At 68.5% G+C, this 17,507-nt stretch carries 14 protein-coding genes; 6 read left to right on the top strand and 8 right to left on the bottom strand.

Annotation, left to right across the window (positions count from 1 at the left end; all coding sequences use genetic code 11):
- Positions 1-10: 10 nt before the first annotated feature.
- Complete coding sequence (locus tag CDO44_RS07425) at positions 11-2,413, bottom strand: heavy metal translocating P-type ATPase (protein WP_087779596.1); 2,403 nt, start codon at positions 2,411-2,413, stop codon at positions 11-13.
- A 91-nt stretch (positions 2,414-2,504) separates the two neighbouring features.
- Positions 2,505-4,775, bottom strand: coding sequence for a DUF6351 family protein (locus tag CDO44_RS07420; RefSeq protein ID WP_198951319.1), 2,271 nt, complete (start codon positions 4,773-4,775; stop codon positions 2,505-2,507).
- A 107-nt stretch (positions 4,776-4,882) separates the two neighbouring features.
- On the opposite strand from CDO44_RS07420, the gene CDO44_RS07415 reads away from it, so the two are divergent.
- From CDO44_RS07415 to CDO44_RS07400, 4 genes are all read left to right on the top strand, one after another.
- Complete coding sequence (locus tag CDO44_RS07415; RefSeq protein WP_087779595.1) at positions 4,883-5,842, top strand: LysR family transcriptional regulator; 960 nt, start codon at positions 4,883-4,885, stop codon at positions 5,840-5,842.
- A 127-nt stretch (positions 5,843-5,969) separates the two neighbouring features.
- On the top strand, positions 5,970-7,355 hold the full coding sequence (locus CDO44_RS07410) for an acyclic terpene utilization AtuA family protein (protein WP_087779870.1): 1,386 nt from the start codon (positions 5,970-5,972) through the stop codon (positions 7,353-7,355).
- On the top strand, positions 7,352-7,690 hold the full coding sequence (locus CDO44_RS07405) for a hypothetical protein (protein WP_087779594.1): 339 nt from the start codon (positions 7,352-7,354) through the stop codon (positions 7,688-7,690). The genes CDO44_RS07410 and CDO44_RS07405 overlap by 4 nt, the downstream gene beginning before the upstream one ends.
- Positions 7,687-8,655: a tripartite tricarboxylate transporter substrate binding protein gene (locus CDO44_RS07400; RefSeq protein ID WP_087779593.1), complete on the top strand. Its 969-nt coding sequence runs from the start codon at positions 7,687-7,689 to the stop codon at positions 8,653-8,655. Before CDO44_RS07405 ends, CDO44_RS07400 begins: the two co-directional genes overlap by 4 nt.
- 19 nt (positions 8,656-8,674) lie before the next feature.
- Here the strand turns inward: CDO44_RS07400 and ftsH are convergent, their stop codons facing one another.
- From ftsH to CDO44_RS07385, 3 genes are all read right to left on the bottom strand, one after another.
- Positions 8,675-10,708, bottom strand: coding sequence for an ATP-dependent zinc metalloprotease FtsH (ftsH, locus tag CDO44_RS07395; RefSeq protein WP_233146080.1), 2,034 nt, complete (start codon positions 10,706-10,708; stop codon positions 8,675-8,677).
- Between the two features lie 148 nt (positions 10,709-10,856).
- Positions 10,857-11,441 (bottom strand): DUF6306 domain-containing protein, encoded by a 585-nt coding sequence (locus tag CDO44_RS07390; RefSeq protein WP_233146079.1) that lies wholly within the window; start codon positions 11,439-11,441, stop codon positions 10,857-10,859.
- Between the two features lie 29 nt (positions 11,442-11,470).
- The gene (locus CDO44_RS07385; protein WP_087779590.1) at positions 11,471-11,824 is read right to left on the bottom strand and encodes a cupin domain-containing protein; all 354 of its coding nucleotides are present in this window, start codon (positions 11,822-11,824) and stop codon (positions 11,471-11,473) included.
- Between the two features lie 359 nt (positions 11,825-12,183).
- On the opposite strand from CDO44_RS07385, the gene CDO44_RS07380 reads away from it, so the two are divergent.
- Both CDO44_RS07380 and xth read left to right on the top strand, forming a co-directional pair.
- Positions 12,184-13,170, top strand: a complete 987-nt coding sequence (locus CDO44_RS07380; protein ID WP_087779589.1) for a tripartite tricarboxylate transporter substrate binding protein — start codon at positions 12,184-12,186, stop codon at positions 13,168-13,170.
- 232 nt (positions 13,171-13,402) lie between these two features.
- Positions 13,403-14,182 (top strand): exodeoxyribonuclease III, encoded by a 780-nt coding sequence (gene xth / locus CDO44_RS07375; protein WP_087779588.1) that lies wholly within the window; start codon positions 13,403-13,405, stop codon positions 14,180-14,182.
- On the opposite strand, the gene bioD is transcribed toward xth, so the two are convergent.
- Genes bioD through bioF form a run of 3 tightly spaced genes read right to left on the bottom strand, consistent with a single transcriptional unit; the run spans position 14,179 to position 17,461 of the window.
- Positions 14,179-15,594, bottom strand: a complete 1,416-nt coding sequence (bioD, locus tag CDO44_RS07370; protein WP_087779587.1) for a dethiobiotin synthase — start codon at positions 15,592-15,594, stop codon at positions 14,179-14,181. The genes xth and bioD overlap by 4 nt on opposite strands.
- Positions 15,591-16,289, bottom strand: coding sequence for an alpha/beta fold hydrolase (locus tag CDO44_RS07365; protein ID WP_233146078.1), 699 nt, complete (start codon positions 16,287-16,289; stop codon positions 15,591-15,593). The genes bioD and CDO44_RS07365 overlap by 4 nt, the downstream gene beginning before the upstream one ends.
- Entirely contained in the window at positions 16,286-17,461 is a 1,176-nt protein-coding gene (bioF, locus tag CDO44_RS07360; protein WP_087779868.1) for an 8-amino-7-oxononanoate synthase, read from the bottom strand. The genes CDO44_RS07365 and bioF overlap by 4 nt, the downstream gene beginning before the upstream one ends.
- Positions 17,462-17,507: the final 46 nt, after the last annotated feature.

Below are 17,507 nucleotides of genomic sequence, written 5' to 3'. Positions count from 1 at the left end.
TGTCGCCCCCTCAGGCACGTCCCTTCCAACGCCGCAGCAACAAGGCGTTGGAGACCACGCTCACGCTGCTCAAGGCCATGGCTGCGCCGGCGATGACCGGGCTGAGCAGGCCAAGGGCCGCGAGGGGAACGCCCACGACGTTGTACGCAAAGGCCCAGAACAGGTTCTGGCGGATCTTGGCGTAGGTGCGCCGCGAGATGTCGATGGCATCGCCCACCAGCGCGGGATTGCCCCGCATCAGCGTAACGCCCGCGGCATGCATGGCGACATCCGTGCCGGTGGACATGGCGATACCCACGTCGGCAGCCGCCAGCGCCGGTGCGTCGTTGATGCCGTCCCCGACCATGGCGACCACCTCGCCGCCGCGCCGCAGCTCGGCAATGACCTCGGCCTTGTGCTCGGGCAGCACTTCGGCCCGCACGTCGTCCACACCCAGCGCCTGGGCGACGGCTCGCGCCGCGCCGAGATTGTCGCCGGTCAGAAGGACACTGCGGATACCTTGTTCATGCAGGCTGCGCAGCGCGCCGGCCGCCGTGGGCTTGAGCGTATCGCCGAAGGCCAGCAGGCCGACCAGCGCCGGTGCGCCGTCCACCCGGGCTACCCACGACACGGTGCGTCCTTCGGCCTGGAGTTCCGCCGCGCGACCGGCCAGGGCTCCCGTGTCGACGCCGAGTTCCTGCATGAAGCGGCCGCTTCCCAGCCGCACGTCCTGGCCATCGACCGATGCAGCCATTCCGCGCCCCGCCACGGCGCGCACCTGCGAGGCCGCAGGCGTGGCGATGCCCTCGCGCAGGGCGGCTGCCATCACGGCCCGCGCCAGCGGATGCTCACTGCCGGACTGCAAGGCCGCGCTGAGCGCGAGCAGGTGGCGCCGGTCGCCCGTGGCCGCCTCCGCCGCCACCAGCTCGGGCCTGCCTTCGGTCAGGGTGCCGGTCTTGTCGAAAGCCACGACCTTGACGTCGTGCGCCACCTCCAGCGCCTCGGCGTCCTTGATCAGGATGCCGTGGCGCGCGGCCACGCCGGTGCCGGCCATGATGGCGGTGGGCGTGGCCAGTCCGAGCGCGCAAGGGCAGGCGATCACGAGTACGGCGACCGCGTTCAGGATGGCCGTTTCCCAGTCGCCGGTGGACACGCCCCAGGCCGCCAGCGTCAGCAGCGCCACGCCCACGATGACCGGGACGAACACCTCGCTGACGCGATCCACCAGGCGTTGTATGGGCGCCTTCTTGGCCTGCGCCGATTCGACCAGCCGCACGATACGCGCCAGCACCGATTCGGCGCCGACCGCGGTGGTGCGCACCGCCAGCAGGCCCTCGGCGTTGACCGAGCCTCCCGTGACCCGGTCGCCCTCGCGCTTCTCGACCGGCAGGCTTTCTCCTGTGATGAGCGACTCGTCCACCTGGCTCGAGCCTTCCACGATCTCGCCGTCCACCGGCACGCGCTCGCCCGGCCGCACGATGACCAGGTCGCCCGGCCGCACGGTCGATACGGGCACCTCGACTTCCCCGGACTCGCGGCGTACGCGCGCCACCTCGGGCCGCAACGCGTTGAGCGCGCGGATGGCCTCGGTCGTCTGGCGCTTGGCGCGCGACTCGAGCCATTTGCCTAGCAGCACCAGGGTGATGACCACCGCCGATGCCTCGAAATACAAGTGCGCCGCGCCGGTGTCGCCGTGCCGCAGCAACTGGTACAGGCTCAGCCCGTAGGCAGCGCTGGTTCCCAGGGCCACCAGCAGGTCCATGTTGCCGGCGCGGGCCTTGAGCGCCTTCCAGGCAGCCCGGTAGAAGCGCGCGCCCAGCCAGAATTGCACCGGCGTCGCGAGCGCCAGCTGCACCCAGCCGCCGGGCATCCAATGCACGCCGAACGGCATCAGCAGCATGGGGAGTACCATGGGCAGGGACAACGCGGCCGCGACGGCCACCGGCCACCATGCCGGCCAGCGCGAGGCAGTCGCCTTGGCCGGGGCCGCCGCGGGCCGGGCTTCATAGCCGGCCTTCGCCACGGCCGCCACCAGGTCGGCCATGTCCACCTTGGCCGCGAGCCCGATGCGCGCGGTCTCGGTCGCGAGATTCACCTCCGCCCGGGCCACGCCCGGCACCTTGGCCAGGGCCTTCTCCACCCTGGCCACGCAAGACGCGCAGGTCATGCCGTCCACGTGCAGGTCCACGGTGTCGACCGGCACCTCGTAGCCGGCCTTTTCCACGGCGGCGCGCAGCATGCCGGGCTCGACCGAGCCGTCCGCCTGCACCTCGGCCGTTTCGGTGGCCAGGTTCACGGTGGCGCGCTGCACCCCCGGCACCGTGCGCAAGGCCCGCTCTACGCGGCCCACGCACGAGGCGCAGGTCATGCCCTGGACGGGCAGCGACCAGGTGAACTCCGGACCGGCCGCCGCGGGGAGGGACTGCCTATTCATAGTTGCCTCTCGATACGGGAATCGTCATGCTTCCCAGTATCAAGCTTCCCATGATGGGAAAGTCAAGCCCCCCGGCGGTTCCGGCGTTGGATCAGGCGCCCTCCCCCGGCGCCGAGGCGGGCGCTGCGCCCAGCGGCTTGCCTCCGGGCCCGTCCATGAAGCTCTGCCAAGGTTCCGGCGCTTCCTGGCCGACGCCCGGCTTGGCATAGTCGCACACGCCGGCCGGGAACACCGCCCGCAGCCTCGACCACTGGTCGTTGCTGAACACGACGGCGAAATCGGTCCGGGACAGAGGTTTCAACTGGCATTTCATGATGTCGCTGGCCAGCCCTTCCCCTGCCGCGACACGCGTATCCCGGAATACCGGCCACTCGTCCACGCCCGGGCTGTAGACCGCGGCCGCGCCGGAGCCGGCCACGCTCGAGGCCGACGTCGGGTTGGCCCCCGTATTGCAGTAATCGGGATCGGTGCTCCATTGGCCCACGTCCGCGCGCCAGCAGGCGTCCACCGCGATCGCGGGCTTATTGGCGACGATCTTCTCGCGCAGCGTCTTGCCGGACTTGTCGGCTTCGACCCTGGTCAGCCATTCGTTCATCGCATCGAACCGGCGCGCGGCATAGTCCGGCGGCATGGACTTGTAGCGCCAGATGACATGGTTCGAGTAATCGCCGTGCTCGCGCAGGATGCGATTGCGGATCACGTAGCCGCGGAAATCGTAGTGCTCTTCCTGGACGTTGAAGCCGATGGACTGGATGATGGCCACCTCGCCCAGGTACCTGCCGTGCGCGACCCGCCCCGATCGGTGCGCAATCTCGGCGGCGCCCGGGTCCGCGGCCATGCGCGACGCCTGCCATTGGCCGTTGATGTCGTACCCGCCGATCTGCTCGTTCAGCATCACGAACTGCTCGGGCGAGATCTTGCCCTCGTTGACCGCCCGGAATCCGTACAGGATGCCGGTGTTGTCGATGGGCGACTTGGCATAGCCGGTCTGGTCCCGCGGCCCGAACACGGCGATGTTGAAATCCTGGAGCGTGCATCGGATGCCCGCAAGGTTGCTCGTGGACCAGACGTTCCAATGCGTGCCGCAGCCCGCCCCGCCCACGGTGGGATCCAGATAGAACGGCGTGCGCGAGGCCATGTTGACGTTCGCGGGACCTTCGCATACCTGGTCGTACACGTGGCCATTGACATGCGCCTTTTCCATGACGGTAAAAGCCGCGCCGGCAGTCCTGCGCGCATCGTAGAACCGCTTGAGCAAGCCGCAATCGGCGAACTCGCGGCCCGTCGTCCAGGTGTCCTGCCAACCGTCCCCGGGAAGAAGCCCCTGCAGCAGGCCGGGGTAGTTCGAGGCATGCAGATGCTGCTGGTGCGCGCCGCCGGAATTCCCGTCGGCCATCGTAAAGCGGATTTCGCCGTAGTTCTCGGTGATGTGTTCCTTGATCATCATCACGGTTTCGGCCGACGTGACGTCATTGCAATGGGTGCCGTACTGCGTCATCTCGGAGGACGCCACCATGAAGCCTCGGCTCAGGGCGACGTCGTCCAGCACGCTGCCCGGATTCCCCTGGGTGCGCCCGTATTCGCAACCGGACCCGAACTTCCAGTGCAGCTTCCCGTTCCACGAGGCCGGCCGGGCATAGGGCGTCCAGCCCTTCGCCGGATCGTCGGGATTGGCGAGATAGGCGATGTCGTACTTGCCGCGGTTGATCACGCCGCGTTCGATGCGCACGATATACGGCACGGTCTTGCCCTCGTCCGTGGTCGTGCGCGCGATCTGCTCGGGCGCGGGCGGACGGGCCGGATCATAGGCCGCGAACTGCCCGTTCACGGTGCGGTATTGATAGCGGAAGACCGGCGCCTTGATATTGCACTTGTCGTCGAGGGGATCGCCCAGGTCTGGATTGGCCGGCGTCGGGTTGGCGACCTTCGTCGTGCACTCCCAGTAGCCGACCTGGGCGCCGGAGATGAGCGGTCCGCCTATCGGGTGGTTCTTGATGGCAAGGTGAGCGGTGGCGCCGTCGCCCGACCTGGCCACGAGCTGGTTGCCTCCCTCCGCCAATCCTTCGACCAGGCCCATGTAGCGGCCGTTTGCCCGCACGGCGAACGCGCTGGTCACGTCGCGGCCGTTGAGCACCATCCTGACCTGCTCGAAGCGCGTGGGCGATGCGTCGGGGATTCTCACCTCGACCATGGCCTGCCCACCCGAGACCAGGTCGGCCCGATTCCCGAGCACCGAGATCTGCAATGCGGGCGCATCGGGAACCGAAGGACCGCCGTCCCCGGACGATCCGCCGTCGCCGCCGCAGCCGGCGAGCAGCGCGCCGATGGCCGTGCAGGCCAGTGTGTACGAAACCTTGTCCATGGGCTTGTCTCTCCTCATCTAAGCATTTTCATGTCACCCGTCAGGGCCGGATAGTAAGATTCGTCAATCATCGAGGGCATCGCTTTTTTTTGATGGAGTGATCGAGAATGCAGATAACCGACCAGAATCTCTCGACTCGCCAGGTCCGTGCATTCATCGCTCTTGCCGAGCACAAGAACTTCACCCGGGCCGCGCAGCAGTGCCATCTATCGCAGTCGGCCTTCAGCAGCCTGATACGAACGCTGGAAGACGCGCTCGGCGTGAGACTGTTCGACCGCGACACCCGCCGCGTGGAACTGACGCCCGAGGGCCGGTTGTTCCTGGGGGGAGCGACGCGGGTACTGGTCAGCCTGCGCGATGCCCTGGAGGATCTGGGGGAACACGCGGCAGGCAGGCGCGGCCGGGCCAGCGTGGCCGCCCTCCCCTCGCTGGCCGCCGGCTGGATGCCGGGAGTGCTCGCGGAGTTCCGCCGGGCCTATCCCGGCATCCAGGTCGACGTCGCCGATGTCCTGTCCGAAAGCTGTGTCGAGTTCGTCCGCAGCGGGCGCGCCGATTTCGCATTGGCCTCGATGCGTTCGGTAGGACCGGAGCTACAGGCCGAACCGTTCTGCCAGGACGGTTTCTACCTGGTCTGCCGCAAGGACCACCCGTTGTCTCGCCGCCGGCGGCTCACCCTTGCGGCCTTGAGCGGCGAGCCCTTCATCCATCTCGCGCAGGACAGCAGCGTCCGCCAGCACATCGAGGCGGCGATCCATCCGGCAACGATGAACGGCATCATGGAACTGGACCAATTGAGCACCGTCGCGGGCATGGTGCGGGCAGGCCTGGGCATCACCGTGGTGCCCGCGTTGACGCTGTTCCATTTCGACAGCCCGGACCTGTCCGCCCAGTTGATCGAAACGCCAGGGCTGGTGCGCGAGGTGTTCGTCATCCGGCGCCGCGACCGCAGCATGTCCATCGGCGCACAAGCCCTGCTCGATTTCATGCTGCACCGGCGGCCGCCGGTGGGAGACGGGCGCCGGACCCGGCGCAGATCGGCGTTAACCCCGGGCGACAGAGCGAATTAATCTGTTTTTTCAATCAGTCATCCCAAACAATCTATTTCCCGGGAAACTCCACACTCAATATCGTGTCGCCTCTACAGGCCGGAATCCGGGTCCGGCCTTTGATCTCCACGACAACGATTTGGTGCGCATGCATTCTTCTCCTCAGCCTTCTGCGCCGATTCTGCGTATCGGCTCGGGCGCGGGCTTCTCGGGAGACCGCTGGGACGCGGCGGTCCCGGTGGTCCGTACGCTACTGGCACACGACGGCCCGCGGGCCTTGATCTTCGAGACCCTGGCGGAACGGACCCTGGCGCTGGCGCAATTGCAGCGCAAGCAAAACCCCGAGGCGGGCTGGGAACCGTCGCTGGAGCGCTTCGTCGCGCCGATCCTCGCCGACTGCGTGCGCGGCGGGATTCCGATCGTCGGCAACTTCGGCGCCGCCCATCCCCATGGCGCGGCCAGGCGGCTCCAGCAACTGGCGGCCTCGCTCGGCCTGCCCTCCCTGCGCATCGCGGTCGTCACGGGGGACGATCTCCTGACGGCGCTCTCCCCCGAACGCATGTCCACGCTGCTTGCCCAATCCGCCATCGAACGGCCGCTGGTCAGCGCAAACGCCTACCTGGGAGCGCGCGAGATCGCCGCGGCGCTGCGCGCGGGCGCGCAAGTCGTCGTCACGGGACGGGTAGCAGACCCCGCACTGGCCCTCGGACCCATGCTGGCGCACTTCGGCTGGCCGGAAGACGACTGGGACCGCCTTGCCGCCGGAACCATGGCCGGGCATATCCTCGAATGCGGGGCCCAGGTGTGCGGCGGATACTTCGCCGACCCGGGGTTCAAGGATGTCCCCGATCTCGCGCACCTCGGCTTCCCCATCATCGAGATGCACGAAGACGGCCGCTTCGTCGTCACCAAGGCCGCCCGGACGGGCGGCTGCGTCGACCGCCGTACCGTCATCGAGCAATTGCTCTACGAAATCCATGATCCGGGCGCCTACCTGACGCCGGACGTGGTGGCGGACATCAACGAGGCACAGGTGCGCCAGACCGGACCGGATCGGGTCGAGATCACAAACGTGCGCGGGCATCCCCGGCCGGCCACCATCAAGGCCACGCTTTGCTACGAGGGACCATGGCTGGCCGAAGGCGAGATTTCCTATGCCGGTCCGAACGCCGCGGCGCGGGCGGCCCTCGCCGCCGAGGTGGTACGCGAGCGGTTGCGTGTGCTTGGGCTGGGTCACCTGAAGATCCGCGCCGACTTCATCGGGATTACCAGCGTGTTCGGCGACGACCAGGGCCGGTGGGCGGCCGCGATCGAGGTGCCCGCCTCGCGCGCGGAGGATCTGCGCCTGCGCATCGCGGCGGCGGCGGCTTCGCGGACGGAAGCGGAGCAAGTCACGCGCGAGGTACTGGCCCTGTACACCTGCGGCCCCGCCGGCGGCGGCGGGGTGCGCACTGCCGTCACCCCGCGCCTGGCCAGCGGCTCGTGCCTGGTGCCACGGGAATGGCTGGCTCCGGCCTGGGAGTTCGCGGCATGAGCGCCAGGACCGTTCCGCTTCATCAATTGGCCCATGCGCGCACGGGGGACAAGGGCGACCGCGCGTCCATCAGCGTCGTCGCCTACGACCCGGCGCACTGGCCCCTGCTGGTCGACCAGGTCACCGAGGCGCGCGTGGCCGGGCTCTTTGCCTCGCGCGCGCCGACGGCGGTCAGGCGGTACCTGCTGCCGCGCCTCGCGGCGATGAATTTCGTGCTGGACGATGTGCTCGACGGCGGCGTCAACGACTCGCTGAACCTCGACACGCACGGGAAGACGCTCTCCAGCCTGCTACTGACGCTTCCCATTTCTATCGACGATAAGGAGACACCATGAACACATACCGCCGCCGGCGCCTCGCCGTGCTTACCCTCGCGCTGCTGGGCACATCCGCCGGCAGCGCCCAGGCCTTTCCCGACAGGCCGATCACCTTCGTCGTCCCGTTCGCCGCCGCCAGCGCCACCGACCAGATCGCGCGGGCGATCGGGCAAGCCGTATCCGAGGCCACGGGGCAGCCGGTGGTGGTCGAGAACAAGCCCGGCGCCAACTCGTTCATCGGCGCGCAGGCCGTTGCCCGCGCCAAGAACGACGGCTATACGGTGTTGATCACGACCAACACGACGCATGCCGCCAACGAGCACCTGTTCAAGAAACTGCCCTACGACCCGGTCAAGGACTTCGAGCCGGTGACGCTGCTCGGCAAAGGCGGCCAGATCATGGTGGTGCCGCCCAGTCTCCCCGTCCGCGACGTAAAGGAATTCATCGCCTTGGCCAAGTCGCAGCCCGGCAAGCTTTCCTTCGGGTTCGGCAGCTCGTCCAGCCGGGTGGCGGGCGAACTCTTCAAACAGATGACCGAAACGGAGATCGTTCCCGTGCCCTATCGGAGCAATCCGATGGGCGTCACGGATCTGCTCGGCGGGCAGATCCAGGTCATGTGGACGGACATGACGACGGGGCTGCCGCAGGTCAAGAGCGGCAACCTGAAGGCCCTGGGCGTGACGACCGCCACCCGCAGCCCGCTTGCGCCGGACGTGCCGACCATCGCGGAGTCGGGCGTGCCCAATTATGAATCGACCTACTGGTTCGCGGCCTACGTGCCGGCCGGCACGCCCGACCCCATCGTGACCCGCCTCAACCAGCTCCTGACGACCGCCGCCAGTACGCCCACCGCAGCAAAATTCTACGGCCCGACGGGCACCGAGCGGGTGACCAGCACGCCCGACGAACTGCGCCGCTTCCAGGCCGCCGAATCGCGGAAATGGGCGCAGATCATCGCCAAGGCGGGCATCGAGAAGGAATGATGCGCGAGCGCCCGCCGCCTCAAAGCGGCGGCGGAAGCTCTTCCTCGCCGCTCCGCGGCGCCCCCGCCGGCAATTCGTTCAGCCTGGGAGCCGGCGGCAGTCCTGTTGCCGCCAGGATCTCTTTCTCGTCCAGCGTTTCCTTCTCCAGCAGCGCCCGCACCAGCGCATCGAGCTGCGCCCGGTGCTCGCGCAGCAGGCTGAGCGCGCGGTCGTGGCAGCCGTGGATGATCTTCTGCACTTCCACGTCAACCGCCCGGGCGGTTTCCTCGCTGTACGGCAGGCTGGCCCCGGCGCCTCCGCCCAGGTAGGGATTCTGCCGCGGCGCGAGCTGCACCATGCCTAGCTTGTCGCTCATGCCCCAGCGCATCACCATGTTGCGCGCCAGGTTGGTGGCCTGCTCGATGTCGCTTTCCGCCCCGGTGGTGCGCGTGCCGTAGACGACCTCCTCGGCCGCCCTGCCGCCCAGCATGCCGACGATGCGCGCCAGCAGATAGGCCTCGGGATAGTTGTAGCGGTCGGTCTGCGGCCGCTGGTAGGTCACGCCCAGCGCCTGCCCGCGCGGCACGATGGTGACCCGGTGCACGGGGTCCGCCCCCGGCACCAGCAGCCCCAGGATGGCGTGCCCGCCCTCGTGGTAGGCGATGCGTTCGCGATCCGCGTGGCTGAGGATGAGAGGCCGCTCGGGCCCCAGCACGATCTTCTCCAGCGCGTCGTTGAAGTCCTTCTGGTGCACCTCGTTCTGGTCGCGCCGCGCCGCCAGCAAGGCCGCCTCGTTCACCAGGTTCTTCAGGTCCGCGCCCGACAGGCCCGGCGTGGTCGAGGCCAGCTCCGCCAGGTCCACGTCCCCGGCCAGCGGCGTCTTGCGCGTATGGACCTTCAGGATGGCCTCGCGGCCGTTCTTGTCGGGCAGGTTGACCACCACCCGGCGGTCGAAGCGTCCGGGTCGCAGCAAGGCCTTGTCCAGCACGTCGGGCTGGTTGGTCGCGGCCAGGACGATGACGCCCTCCCGGCCCGAAAATCCGTCCATCTCGGTCAGGATCTGGTTCAGGGTCTGTTCCTGTTCGCTCGATCCGCCCAGGGCGACCTGCCCCCGGGCCCGGCCGATGGAATCGATCTCGTCGATGAAGATGATGGACGGCGCCTGTTCGCGCGCCTGCTTGAAAAGGTCCCTCACCCGGGCCGCGCCCACGCCCACGATCATCTCTACGAACTCGGCGGCGCTCATGGAGAAGAACGGCACGCCGGCCTCGCCGGCGACGGCCTTCGCCAGCAGCGTCTTGCCGGTCCCCGGCGCCCCGACCAGCAGCACGCCCTTGGGCGCCGACCCGCCCAGCCGCGTGTACTTGGCGGGGTTCTTCAGGAAATCCACCACCTCGACCAGTTCGCTCTCGGCCTCGTCGATGCCGGCCACGTCGTTGAAGGTGACCCGCTCGCCGCCTTCCAGGTCGTAGCGCCGGGCCTTGCTCTTGCCCAGGCCGAACATGCTCGCGCCCATGCCGCCCTGGCGCGCGGCGCGGCGATACAGCCAGACGTAGAAGGCGATGATGAAGATGGCAGGCCCGAATCCGAAGATGAGGGTGGTCAGCCAGCTGCTGGTCTGGATAGGTTGTGCGCTGATCTCCACCTTGTGGTCGATCAGGAATTTCTCGAAGCCCGGATCGACGAACACCGGCAGCGTGCTCTCGAAAGTGGTCGAGGTGCGCTGCTGCGGTGCCTGGGAGCCCGCGCGGGCCGGTGCCTCCGTGGTGGCGCGTGGCCAGGTCACGGCCTGCACGAAACGCCCCTCTATGCGCTCACCCTGGCTGTAGATGGCGGTGACGTTGCCTTTGGCGACCTCTTCCTTGAGAACCGTATAGGGAATGGTGACCGGCTCGTCCGCCCCCGTGGAAAGAATCCGGGCCACGAAATAGTTGACCAGCAGCACGATGAGAAAAATGAGCCACACCCTGCGCGGCGGCATGGCCGGGCTGCTGCCTGGACGGCCGCCCTGCCCCGGACGCCCGCCGCCTGGAAGGTTGGCTTTCTTCTGCTCCTGCTGGCTCGGCCATTTCATGGAATCTCCCGCTTCGAACCTGTGGTGTTTGCAGAACCCAAGCATACTCCCGGGCCGTGGCGCGCCAGGCGCCGCCCGTCCTTTTTGCCAGCCGGGGAAACAGCTCGTCACATTCGCGTCGCTGCCGCGCTGGCCGAAGACGGCGCCCTCACCCGCCTTCCGGCGCGGCAAGGCGCGTGGCCACGCGTTCGATGTTCTCGCGATGCGATGACAGCATCGCGAGCAGTTCGTCCTGGATGCCCGGCTCGCGCACGCGCGGCACGAGCGCCTGGAGCTTCTTCACCACCCACCCCTGCCCGCGATTGAGAAACGCCATGCGCTCCGGCAGGGATGCGATCGCCATGGCCTTGGCGTGGAAGGCACCGGTGCGCGCCGACGGCTTGGCGTCCAACGACTGGATGGCGGCGATCAGCATGCCGCACCACTTCACCTCGTCCCGCCGGATGGCCTCCATCAGCGCTCGCTCGCCCGGGTCCTGCAATTGGGCCGCGGTTTCCTCCGCCACGCGAGCGCCGGCTCTCTCGGCCTCGAGCAGTTCGTCCAGCGCCGCCACGAGCTCATCCCGTCCCAGGTAGCCCATGTAGGCGGCATCCGCTTGCTCCGCGTAGCAGACGGGAGACGCCCGCCCGGGAGGCGCTTGCGGCCCAGAGCCCTGTGCAGGCGCAACGCCCACCCTGTCGCCCGCCGCATCGCCGTCGGCCGAAGGCGATTCCCGTTCAGGCCTTGTTTGCATGATTCCTCCCGCATCCGTCCGATGTTCGATCAAAGCGCTCCCGGCCCCGCATCGCCGGGCTTGCGGATCAGCGTGACCAGCAGCGTCGTATCGGTCCGGGCCTGGACGGCGTGCGGCTCCTGCTCCGGCAACGCCACCAACTGTCCCACGCGCAGCGGACAAGCCCCGTGCGGGGTGGTCACGACGGCTTCGCCGGACAGGCACTGGATGGTCAGTTCGCCCGGCACGTGGTGTTGCGGCATTTCATCCCCGGCCGGCAGTACCAATTGCAGCAGTTGCAGGTGATCCGTCCGCAGCAGGCTGCTGCTGGCATGCGTGCCTCGCTGTTCGTCGCTGGCATGCAGATCGATCGCTTCCAATTGTCTTGCGTGTTTGAGAGCCATGGTCGCACCCAAGAGAGGAGAAATGGTCCCGTCCTGCCGCTGCGCGGAAGCGGCCGGCGTCGCTTGCCTTCTTTTATACGCCACTCCGGCGATGGCCGCATGGCCGCGCCGCCCGGATGCCCGCCAGCAAGAATCCGTCCCGGGGCGGCATCGCGGGCCGACCCGGCGCCCTTGTACGGCGGGACCTCCCCCTGCAAATTCAGGCATATCAGCTTTGACGCGAGCGCGGATAGCCCGCGCGCATCGCATTGCCTACAGTGCGCGTACATGGTGCCCGCGCCACGCGCGGGCGCGAGATCAACGATAACCGGCCACCGGGCGCTTCCGAAGCCCGCCGGACACGAGACAAGGAATCCCACGTGATCGATCAACGACGACGCGTCCTCACGCTTGGCGCCATGGCGCTCCCCCTGGCCACGGCCATGTTCCCGGCGCGCGCGGCCGACAAGTTCCCCTCGCGCCCCATCCGCATCATCGTGCCGTTGGCGCCGGGCGGCTCCGCGGACACGGTATGCCGCCTGCTTGGGAACGGCCTGGCCAAGATCCTGGGCCAGCCGATGATCGTCGAGAATCGCCCGGGCGCGGGCGGCCTGACCGGGCTGTCCGAAGTCGCCCGGTCGGCGCCCGACGGCTACACCCTGGGCTATTCGCTGGCCGGCGCGCTGACCGTGGCGCCGCATATCGCGCGCAAGATGCCCTACGATCCGTTCAAGGACCTGGTCCCGGTGTCGCAGGTCATCGGCGTACCCGAGATCATCGTCGTAAATCCCCGCACCGGCATCAAGACCCTGGGCGAACTGGTGTCCTACGCCAAGGCCAATCCGGGCAAGCTCAACTTCGGGTCTGCCGGCAACGCCACCATTCCCCACCTGGCCGGCGAACTGTTCAAGCGCGTGGCCGGGGTCGAGATGGTGCACGTGCCTTACCGCGGCTCGGGTCCGGCGCTCAACGATCTGTTGGCCGGCCAGGTCCAGGTCATGGTGTCGGACATCACGCTGGTACGCTCGCACATCGAAGCCGGTCGCCTTACCGGCCTGGCCGTGGCGGGTCCGCGCCGTATCGACCAGCTACCCAATTTGCCCACCACCGCCGAGGCTGGCGTGCCGGCCATGCAGGTTTCCAACTGGCACGGCCTGGTGGCGCCGGCTGGCCTGCCCCCGGCCCTGCTGGACGCGTTGCACCAGTCCATCGCAAAGGCCATGGCGCTGCCCGAAGTCAAGGAGCGCATCGATTCGGAAGGTGCGGAAATCGTGGCCAGCAGCTCCGCCGAATTCGGGGCCTTCCTGAAGAAGGAAAGCGACAAATGGGGCGGCCTGGTGAAGGAGCTGGGCATACAGTGGGACTGAACGTTCCCGGCCATGGGTCCGCCGGCTGCCGGGTCGAGGCCGGGCGCATCCGGGGTCGAGGCCGGGCGGGGTAGACGAGCGATTCGGTCCACACGAATCGAGGCTGCTATCATGCGCAAGGCGGCGGACATCCATCCGGCTGCCAAGCGCGCCTCGGCTTTGCAGCCAGCCCAGCGGATGGGGCGATGAATCCCCCGTTAGCCCGCATCCATACTAGAAATCGCCTCGCCCGATGAAGCTCGCCACCTGGAACATCAACTCCCTCAACGTGCGCCTGCCGCAGGTCATCGCCTATCTGCAGGCCAATCCGGTCGATGCCCTGTGCCTGCAGGAGCTCAAGCTTCCCGACGACAAGTTCCCCGTCGCGGCCCTGGAGGAAATCGGCTATCACGCCGTCTTCACCGGCCAGAAGACCTACAACGGGGTCGCCATCCTGACCCGCCAGCCGGTCAAGGACGTGGCCAAGAACATCGACGGGTTCGAGGACACCCAGCAGCGCGTCATCGCCGCCACGCTGGATACCCCGGCCGGCGAACTGCGCATCGTCAGCGCCTATTGCCCCAACGGCCAGTCGGTGGGAAGCGACAAATACGAATACAAGCTGAAATGGTTCGCCGCCTTCCGCGAAGGACTGCAGAAGGAACTGGCCCGCTATCCACGCCTGGCCGTGCTGGGCGACTACAACGTCGCGCCGGATGATCGCGACGTTCACGATCCGGCCAAGTGGGAAGGCAGCGTGCTGGTGTCGGAACCCGAGCGGGCCGCATTCCGTTCGCTGCTGGATGTCGGCCTGCACGACGCTTTCCGGCTGTTCGAACAGCCGCCCAAGTCCTTCAGCTGGTGGGACTACCGGCAGCTGGCGTTCCGCCGCAACGCCGGTCTGCGCATCGACCACATCCTGCTGTCGGATACCTTGAAGGCCGTATGCAGCGCTTGCGTGATCGAGCGCGAAATCCGCAAGAACGAGCAGCCCTCGGACCACGCGCCGGTAGTGGCGACGCTGGAGATCTAGGCCGCGCCGGCCAGCACCTCCTCGAACGGAGGAATGGCGCGCGCGAGTTCAGCCACGGTGAAGGCATCGACGGCAGTCAGGCGCGGGATCTCCGCCAGCACCCTGACCCTGCCGAACTGTTCGATGCCCAGGCGGTTGCCTGCAGAGGGCTCGCCGCTCATGACCACGCCGGCAACGGGAATGCCGCGCGCCCGCAGCGCCTCCAGCGACAACAACGTGTGATTGAGCGTGCCCAGCGTGCTCCGCGCCACCAGGATCACAGGCAGGCCCAGGCGGGCGATCAGGTCGATCATGGTGGAGCGGTCGTCGATCGGCACCAGCAGGCCGCCGGCGCCTTCGGCCACCAGTGGCGCCTCCGTAGAGGGAGCCGCGATATCCGCCACGTCCAGTCTCACGCCTTCCTCGCGGGCCGCGGCCCAGGGCGAGAGCGGCGCCTGCAGCACGGCGTGGGGCGCGTGGATGCGGGCCGGTGGCAGGCCGGCCAGCGTGGCGACCGTACCGGTGTCGTCCGGTTCGGTCGCCACGCCGGTCTGCAGCGGCTTCCAATAGTCTGCGTTCCAGGCGCGCGCCAGCACGGCCGATACCAGCGTCTTGCCGATGCCGGTGTCGGTGCCGGTCACGAACACGCCGCGCGGCGTGGCGCCCTTGTTCCAGGTTCCATAAGCCACATGGTAGGTCACGCTTGCCCCCTGCCTGTCGAAAGTACCCAGTATTCGTTTGAGCGCGGCGGGCGGCAAAGGCCGGTGGCCCGGTGCCGGCGCATCGGCGCCGATCGCCTTGAGGCCGCGCAGGAACTCGATGCCGTCTCGATGCCGCTGCACCCGCAATTCGGACGCCATCGAGCGGCGCAAACCTGGCAGCGACACGCCTATGCGCCCGGGCTGGGGATAGGTCCGCACCGCGGCGTCCAGGCCGTGCTGCGCGTGGGCCGCACGCCATTCGACGAAAGTATCGGCCGCCAGGGTCGCGACGGCCATCCATCCTCCCTCGTCCAGCAGCCTTCCCATGCGCGCCAGTCCGGCATCGAGATCGCCGAACCATTGCACCGCCATGCTCGAACAGACGAGATCGAACCTCCCCAAGCCCATGTCGGGGAATTCTCCGTCCATGACCCGAAAGCGGCTCTCCCCCGGCAAGACGAGCTCGCGGCGCGCCGTTTCCAGCATTTGCGGCGAAATGTCGGTCAAGGTCCATTGCGCCGGCCCGAGTCGTCGCGCCAACGCCGCGCTGAGGAATCCGGTGCCGCAGCCGATCTCCAGGATGCGGGGCCGTGGTGGCAGCGACAGGCGTGCGATGCGGGTGGCCAGTTCTTCGGCCACCTCGCGTTGCAGGGCCGCATGACTAGCGTAACGGCCGGCCGCGGCATCGAAGCGCCGGGCAATGGCCCCTTGGGACTCCCGCTCCCGGGTCATGCCGATGCCACCCCCGCGCTGGAGCCGGCCAATGCGTTGGCGAACGCCCGTATCCGCGCGGCGCACCATGCGGCGTGCGTGAGCGGCAGCAAATGGCCGCCGCCGGCGCACCAGCCGACGTCCTCGCCGAACGATGCCCGCGTCATCGTCGGCGCGACCACGGGATCGGCCTCGCCGGCCAGCACGCAGGCCGGCACCTGCCGGGCCGTCCAAGCGTCCCGCGCGTCCTCGTCGCGCAGGCGTCGCAAGTCCTCTGCGAGCGCCGCGCCATCGAGGCCGCTCGCCGGCGCTTGCGCGGGTGCGCCGCAACGCTTGCGAAAATCGTCCACCACGGCAGCCGGATCGGCGGCCAGGCGCATCAGCATGCGGTCGATCACGCGCACGGGGACCCCTTCGGGAAAATCCGCGGCCGCCGAAAAGCGCGTGAAACCGTTGATCAGTACCCACCCCCGGCATCCCGGGCCCGTTTCCGCAAGGCAGCGCATGGCGCCGAGCGAGTGGCCCACGGCCACATAGCTCTCCGGCAGGCACGGCATCGACGGGTGGCCGAAGTATCCCGCATCCACCACATGGATCGGCCAGTCGGCGAGCAGCTCGCGCACGGAATCCCACACCGACGCGTCGAAGCCCCAGCCGTGCAGCAGCACCAGCGGCAGGGGTCGTCCCATGGCGACACGGCCGTCGGACGCCGTCATGCCCTCGCCTCCGCCACGGCATCGATCAGCCGGACGACATCCTCCTCGCCATGCGCCGCGCTCAGCGCGATGCGCAGGCGGCTGGTGCCGGCCGGCACGGTGGGCGGACGGATCGCCACCGCGAGCAGGTCATGCGACCGCAAGCGGTCGCTCAGGGCGAGCGCCTCGCCGGCGTCGCCGACGATGGCGGGCACGATCTGGGTGGACGAAGCGCCGGTGCCGATGCCCAGCGTCGCCAATGCCCTGCGCAGTTCGTTCCCCAGTCGCGCCAGCCGTTGCCGTTCGGCGTCCATGCCGGGGACGAGATCGAGCGCGGCGTCGATCGCGGCGAGCACCGGCGGCGGCAGCGCGGTGGTGTAGATGAATCCCGAGCAGGCATTGAGCAGGTAATCGCACAGTTGCCGCGACCCTGCCACATAGGCCCCGAAGCTGCCCATGGCCTTGCTGAACGTGCCCATGGCCAGGTCCACCCGCCCGCGGCCCAGGCTCGCCAGCCCGGCGCCCCCGGGGCCGAGCACGCCCGTGGCATGGGCCTCGTCCAGGTACACGAAGGCGCCGTGGCGCTCGGCCAGTTCACACAATGCGGCCACGTCGGTGCGGTCGCCGTCCATGCTGAACACGCTCTCGGTGACGACGAGGCGCAGGCCCGGCTTGCCGACGCGTTCGGCCAGCAGCGAATCGAGGTGATCCAGGTCGTTGTGGCGATAGCGGATCTGGCGCACGCCGGCCGCCTGGCAGCCGTGGTGCAGGCTGGCATGGTTCAGGCGGTCGCAGAACACCATGGGCTCGCCCTGTCCGGAGGCCGCGCGCAGCAGCGCGGGCAACACGGCGGCGTTGGCCTGCCAGCCCGACGCGAACAGCAGCGCCGCCTCCGTGCCCTTGAAGCGCGCCAGCTTGGCTTCGATCGATTCGTGCAACGCGAGATTGCCCGACACCAGGCGCGATGCACGCGACCCCGCACCGTAGCGCGCGGTCCAGTCGGCCACGCGTTCGGCCAGCGCCGGATGGCGGGCCAGGCCAAGGTAATCGTTGCTGGAGAAATCGATCACTTCCCTGCCCTCGAACAACAGGCGTCCATCGCGCGCGCAGTCGGCGGTACGCAGACGCCGCCGCATCTGGCGCTGTTCCGCGCGGTCGAGTTCTTGGGCAAGCAGTGAATCGAGTATCGACATGAGCGTGGCGGTGCGCACCAGGCGCCCGCACCGTAGAATGGGGGCC

This window comes from Pigmentiphaga sp. NML080357 (genome assembly GCF_002188465.1).
Classification (GTDB): Bacteria; Pseudomonadota; Gammaproteobacteria; order Burkholderiales; family Burkholderiaceae_B; genus Pigmentiphaga.
The sequence above is the reverse complement of the archived record's forward strand: the minus strand, read 5'-3'. Positions and strand labels throughout refer to the sequence as shown.

What these genes read in the sequence shown, in the direction of transcription:
- bioF (WP_087779868.1), bottom strand. Translation starts at nt 17,461, where the DNA reads ATGTCGATACTCGATTCACTGCTTGCCCAAGAACTCGACCGCGCGGAA.
- CDO44_RS07415 (WP_087779595.1), top strand. Translation starts at nt 4,883, where the DNA reads ATGCAGATAACCGACCAGAATCTCTCGACTCGCCAGGTCCGTGCATTC.
- ftsH (WP_233146080.1), bottom strand. Translation starts at nt 10,708, where the DNA reads ATGAAATGGCCGAGCCAGCAGGAGCAGAAGAAAGCCAACCTTCCAGGC.
- xth (WP_087779588.1), top strand. Translation starts at nt 13,403, where the DNA reads ATGAAGCTCGCCACCTGGAACATCAACTCCCTCAACGTGCGCCTGCCG.
- bioD (WP_087779587.1), bottom strand. Translation starts at nt 15,594, where the DNA reads ATGACCCGGGAGCGGGAGTCCCAAGGGGCCATTGCCCGGCGCTTCGAT.
- CDO44_RS07365 (WP_233146078.1), bottom strand. Translation starts at nt 16,289, where the DNA reads ATGACGGCGTCCGACGGCCGTGTCGCCATGGGACGACCCCTGCCGCTG.
- CDO44_RS07390 (WP_233146079.1), bottom strand. Translation starts at nt 11,441, where the DNA reads ATGCAAACAAGGCCTGAACGGGAATCGCCTTCGGCCGACGGCGATGCG.
- CDO44_RS07420 (WP_198951319.1), bottom strand. Translation starts at nt 4,775, where the DNA reads ATGGACAAGGTTTCGTACACACTGGCCTGCACGGCCATCGGCGCGCTG.
- CDO44_RS07405 (WP_087779594.1), top strand. Translation starts at nt 7,352, where the DNA reads ATGAGCGCCAGGACCGTTCCGCTTCATCAATTGGCCCATGCGCGCACG.
- CDO44_RS07400 (WP_087779593.1), top strand. Translation starts at nt 7,687, where the DNA reads ATGAACACATACCGCCGCCGGCGCCTCGCCGTGCTTACCCTCGCGCTG.
- CDO44_RS07425 (WP_087779596.1), bottom strand. Translation starts at nt 2,413, where the DNA reads ATGAATAGGCAGTCCCTCCCCGCGGCGGCCGGTCCGGAGTTCACCTGG.
- CDO44_RS07385 (WP_087779590.1), bottom strand. Translation starts at nt 11,824, where the DNA reads ATGGCTCTCAAACACGCAAGACAATTGGAAGCGATCGATCTGCATGCC.
- CDO44_RS07410 (WP_087779870.1), top strand. Translation starts at nt 5,970, where the DNA reads ATGCATTCTTCTCCTCAGCCTTCTGCGCCGATTCTGCGTATCGGCTCG.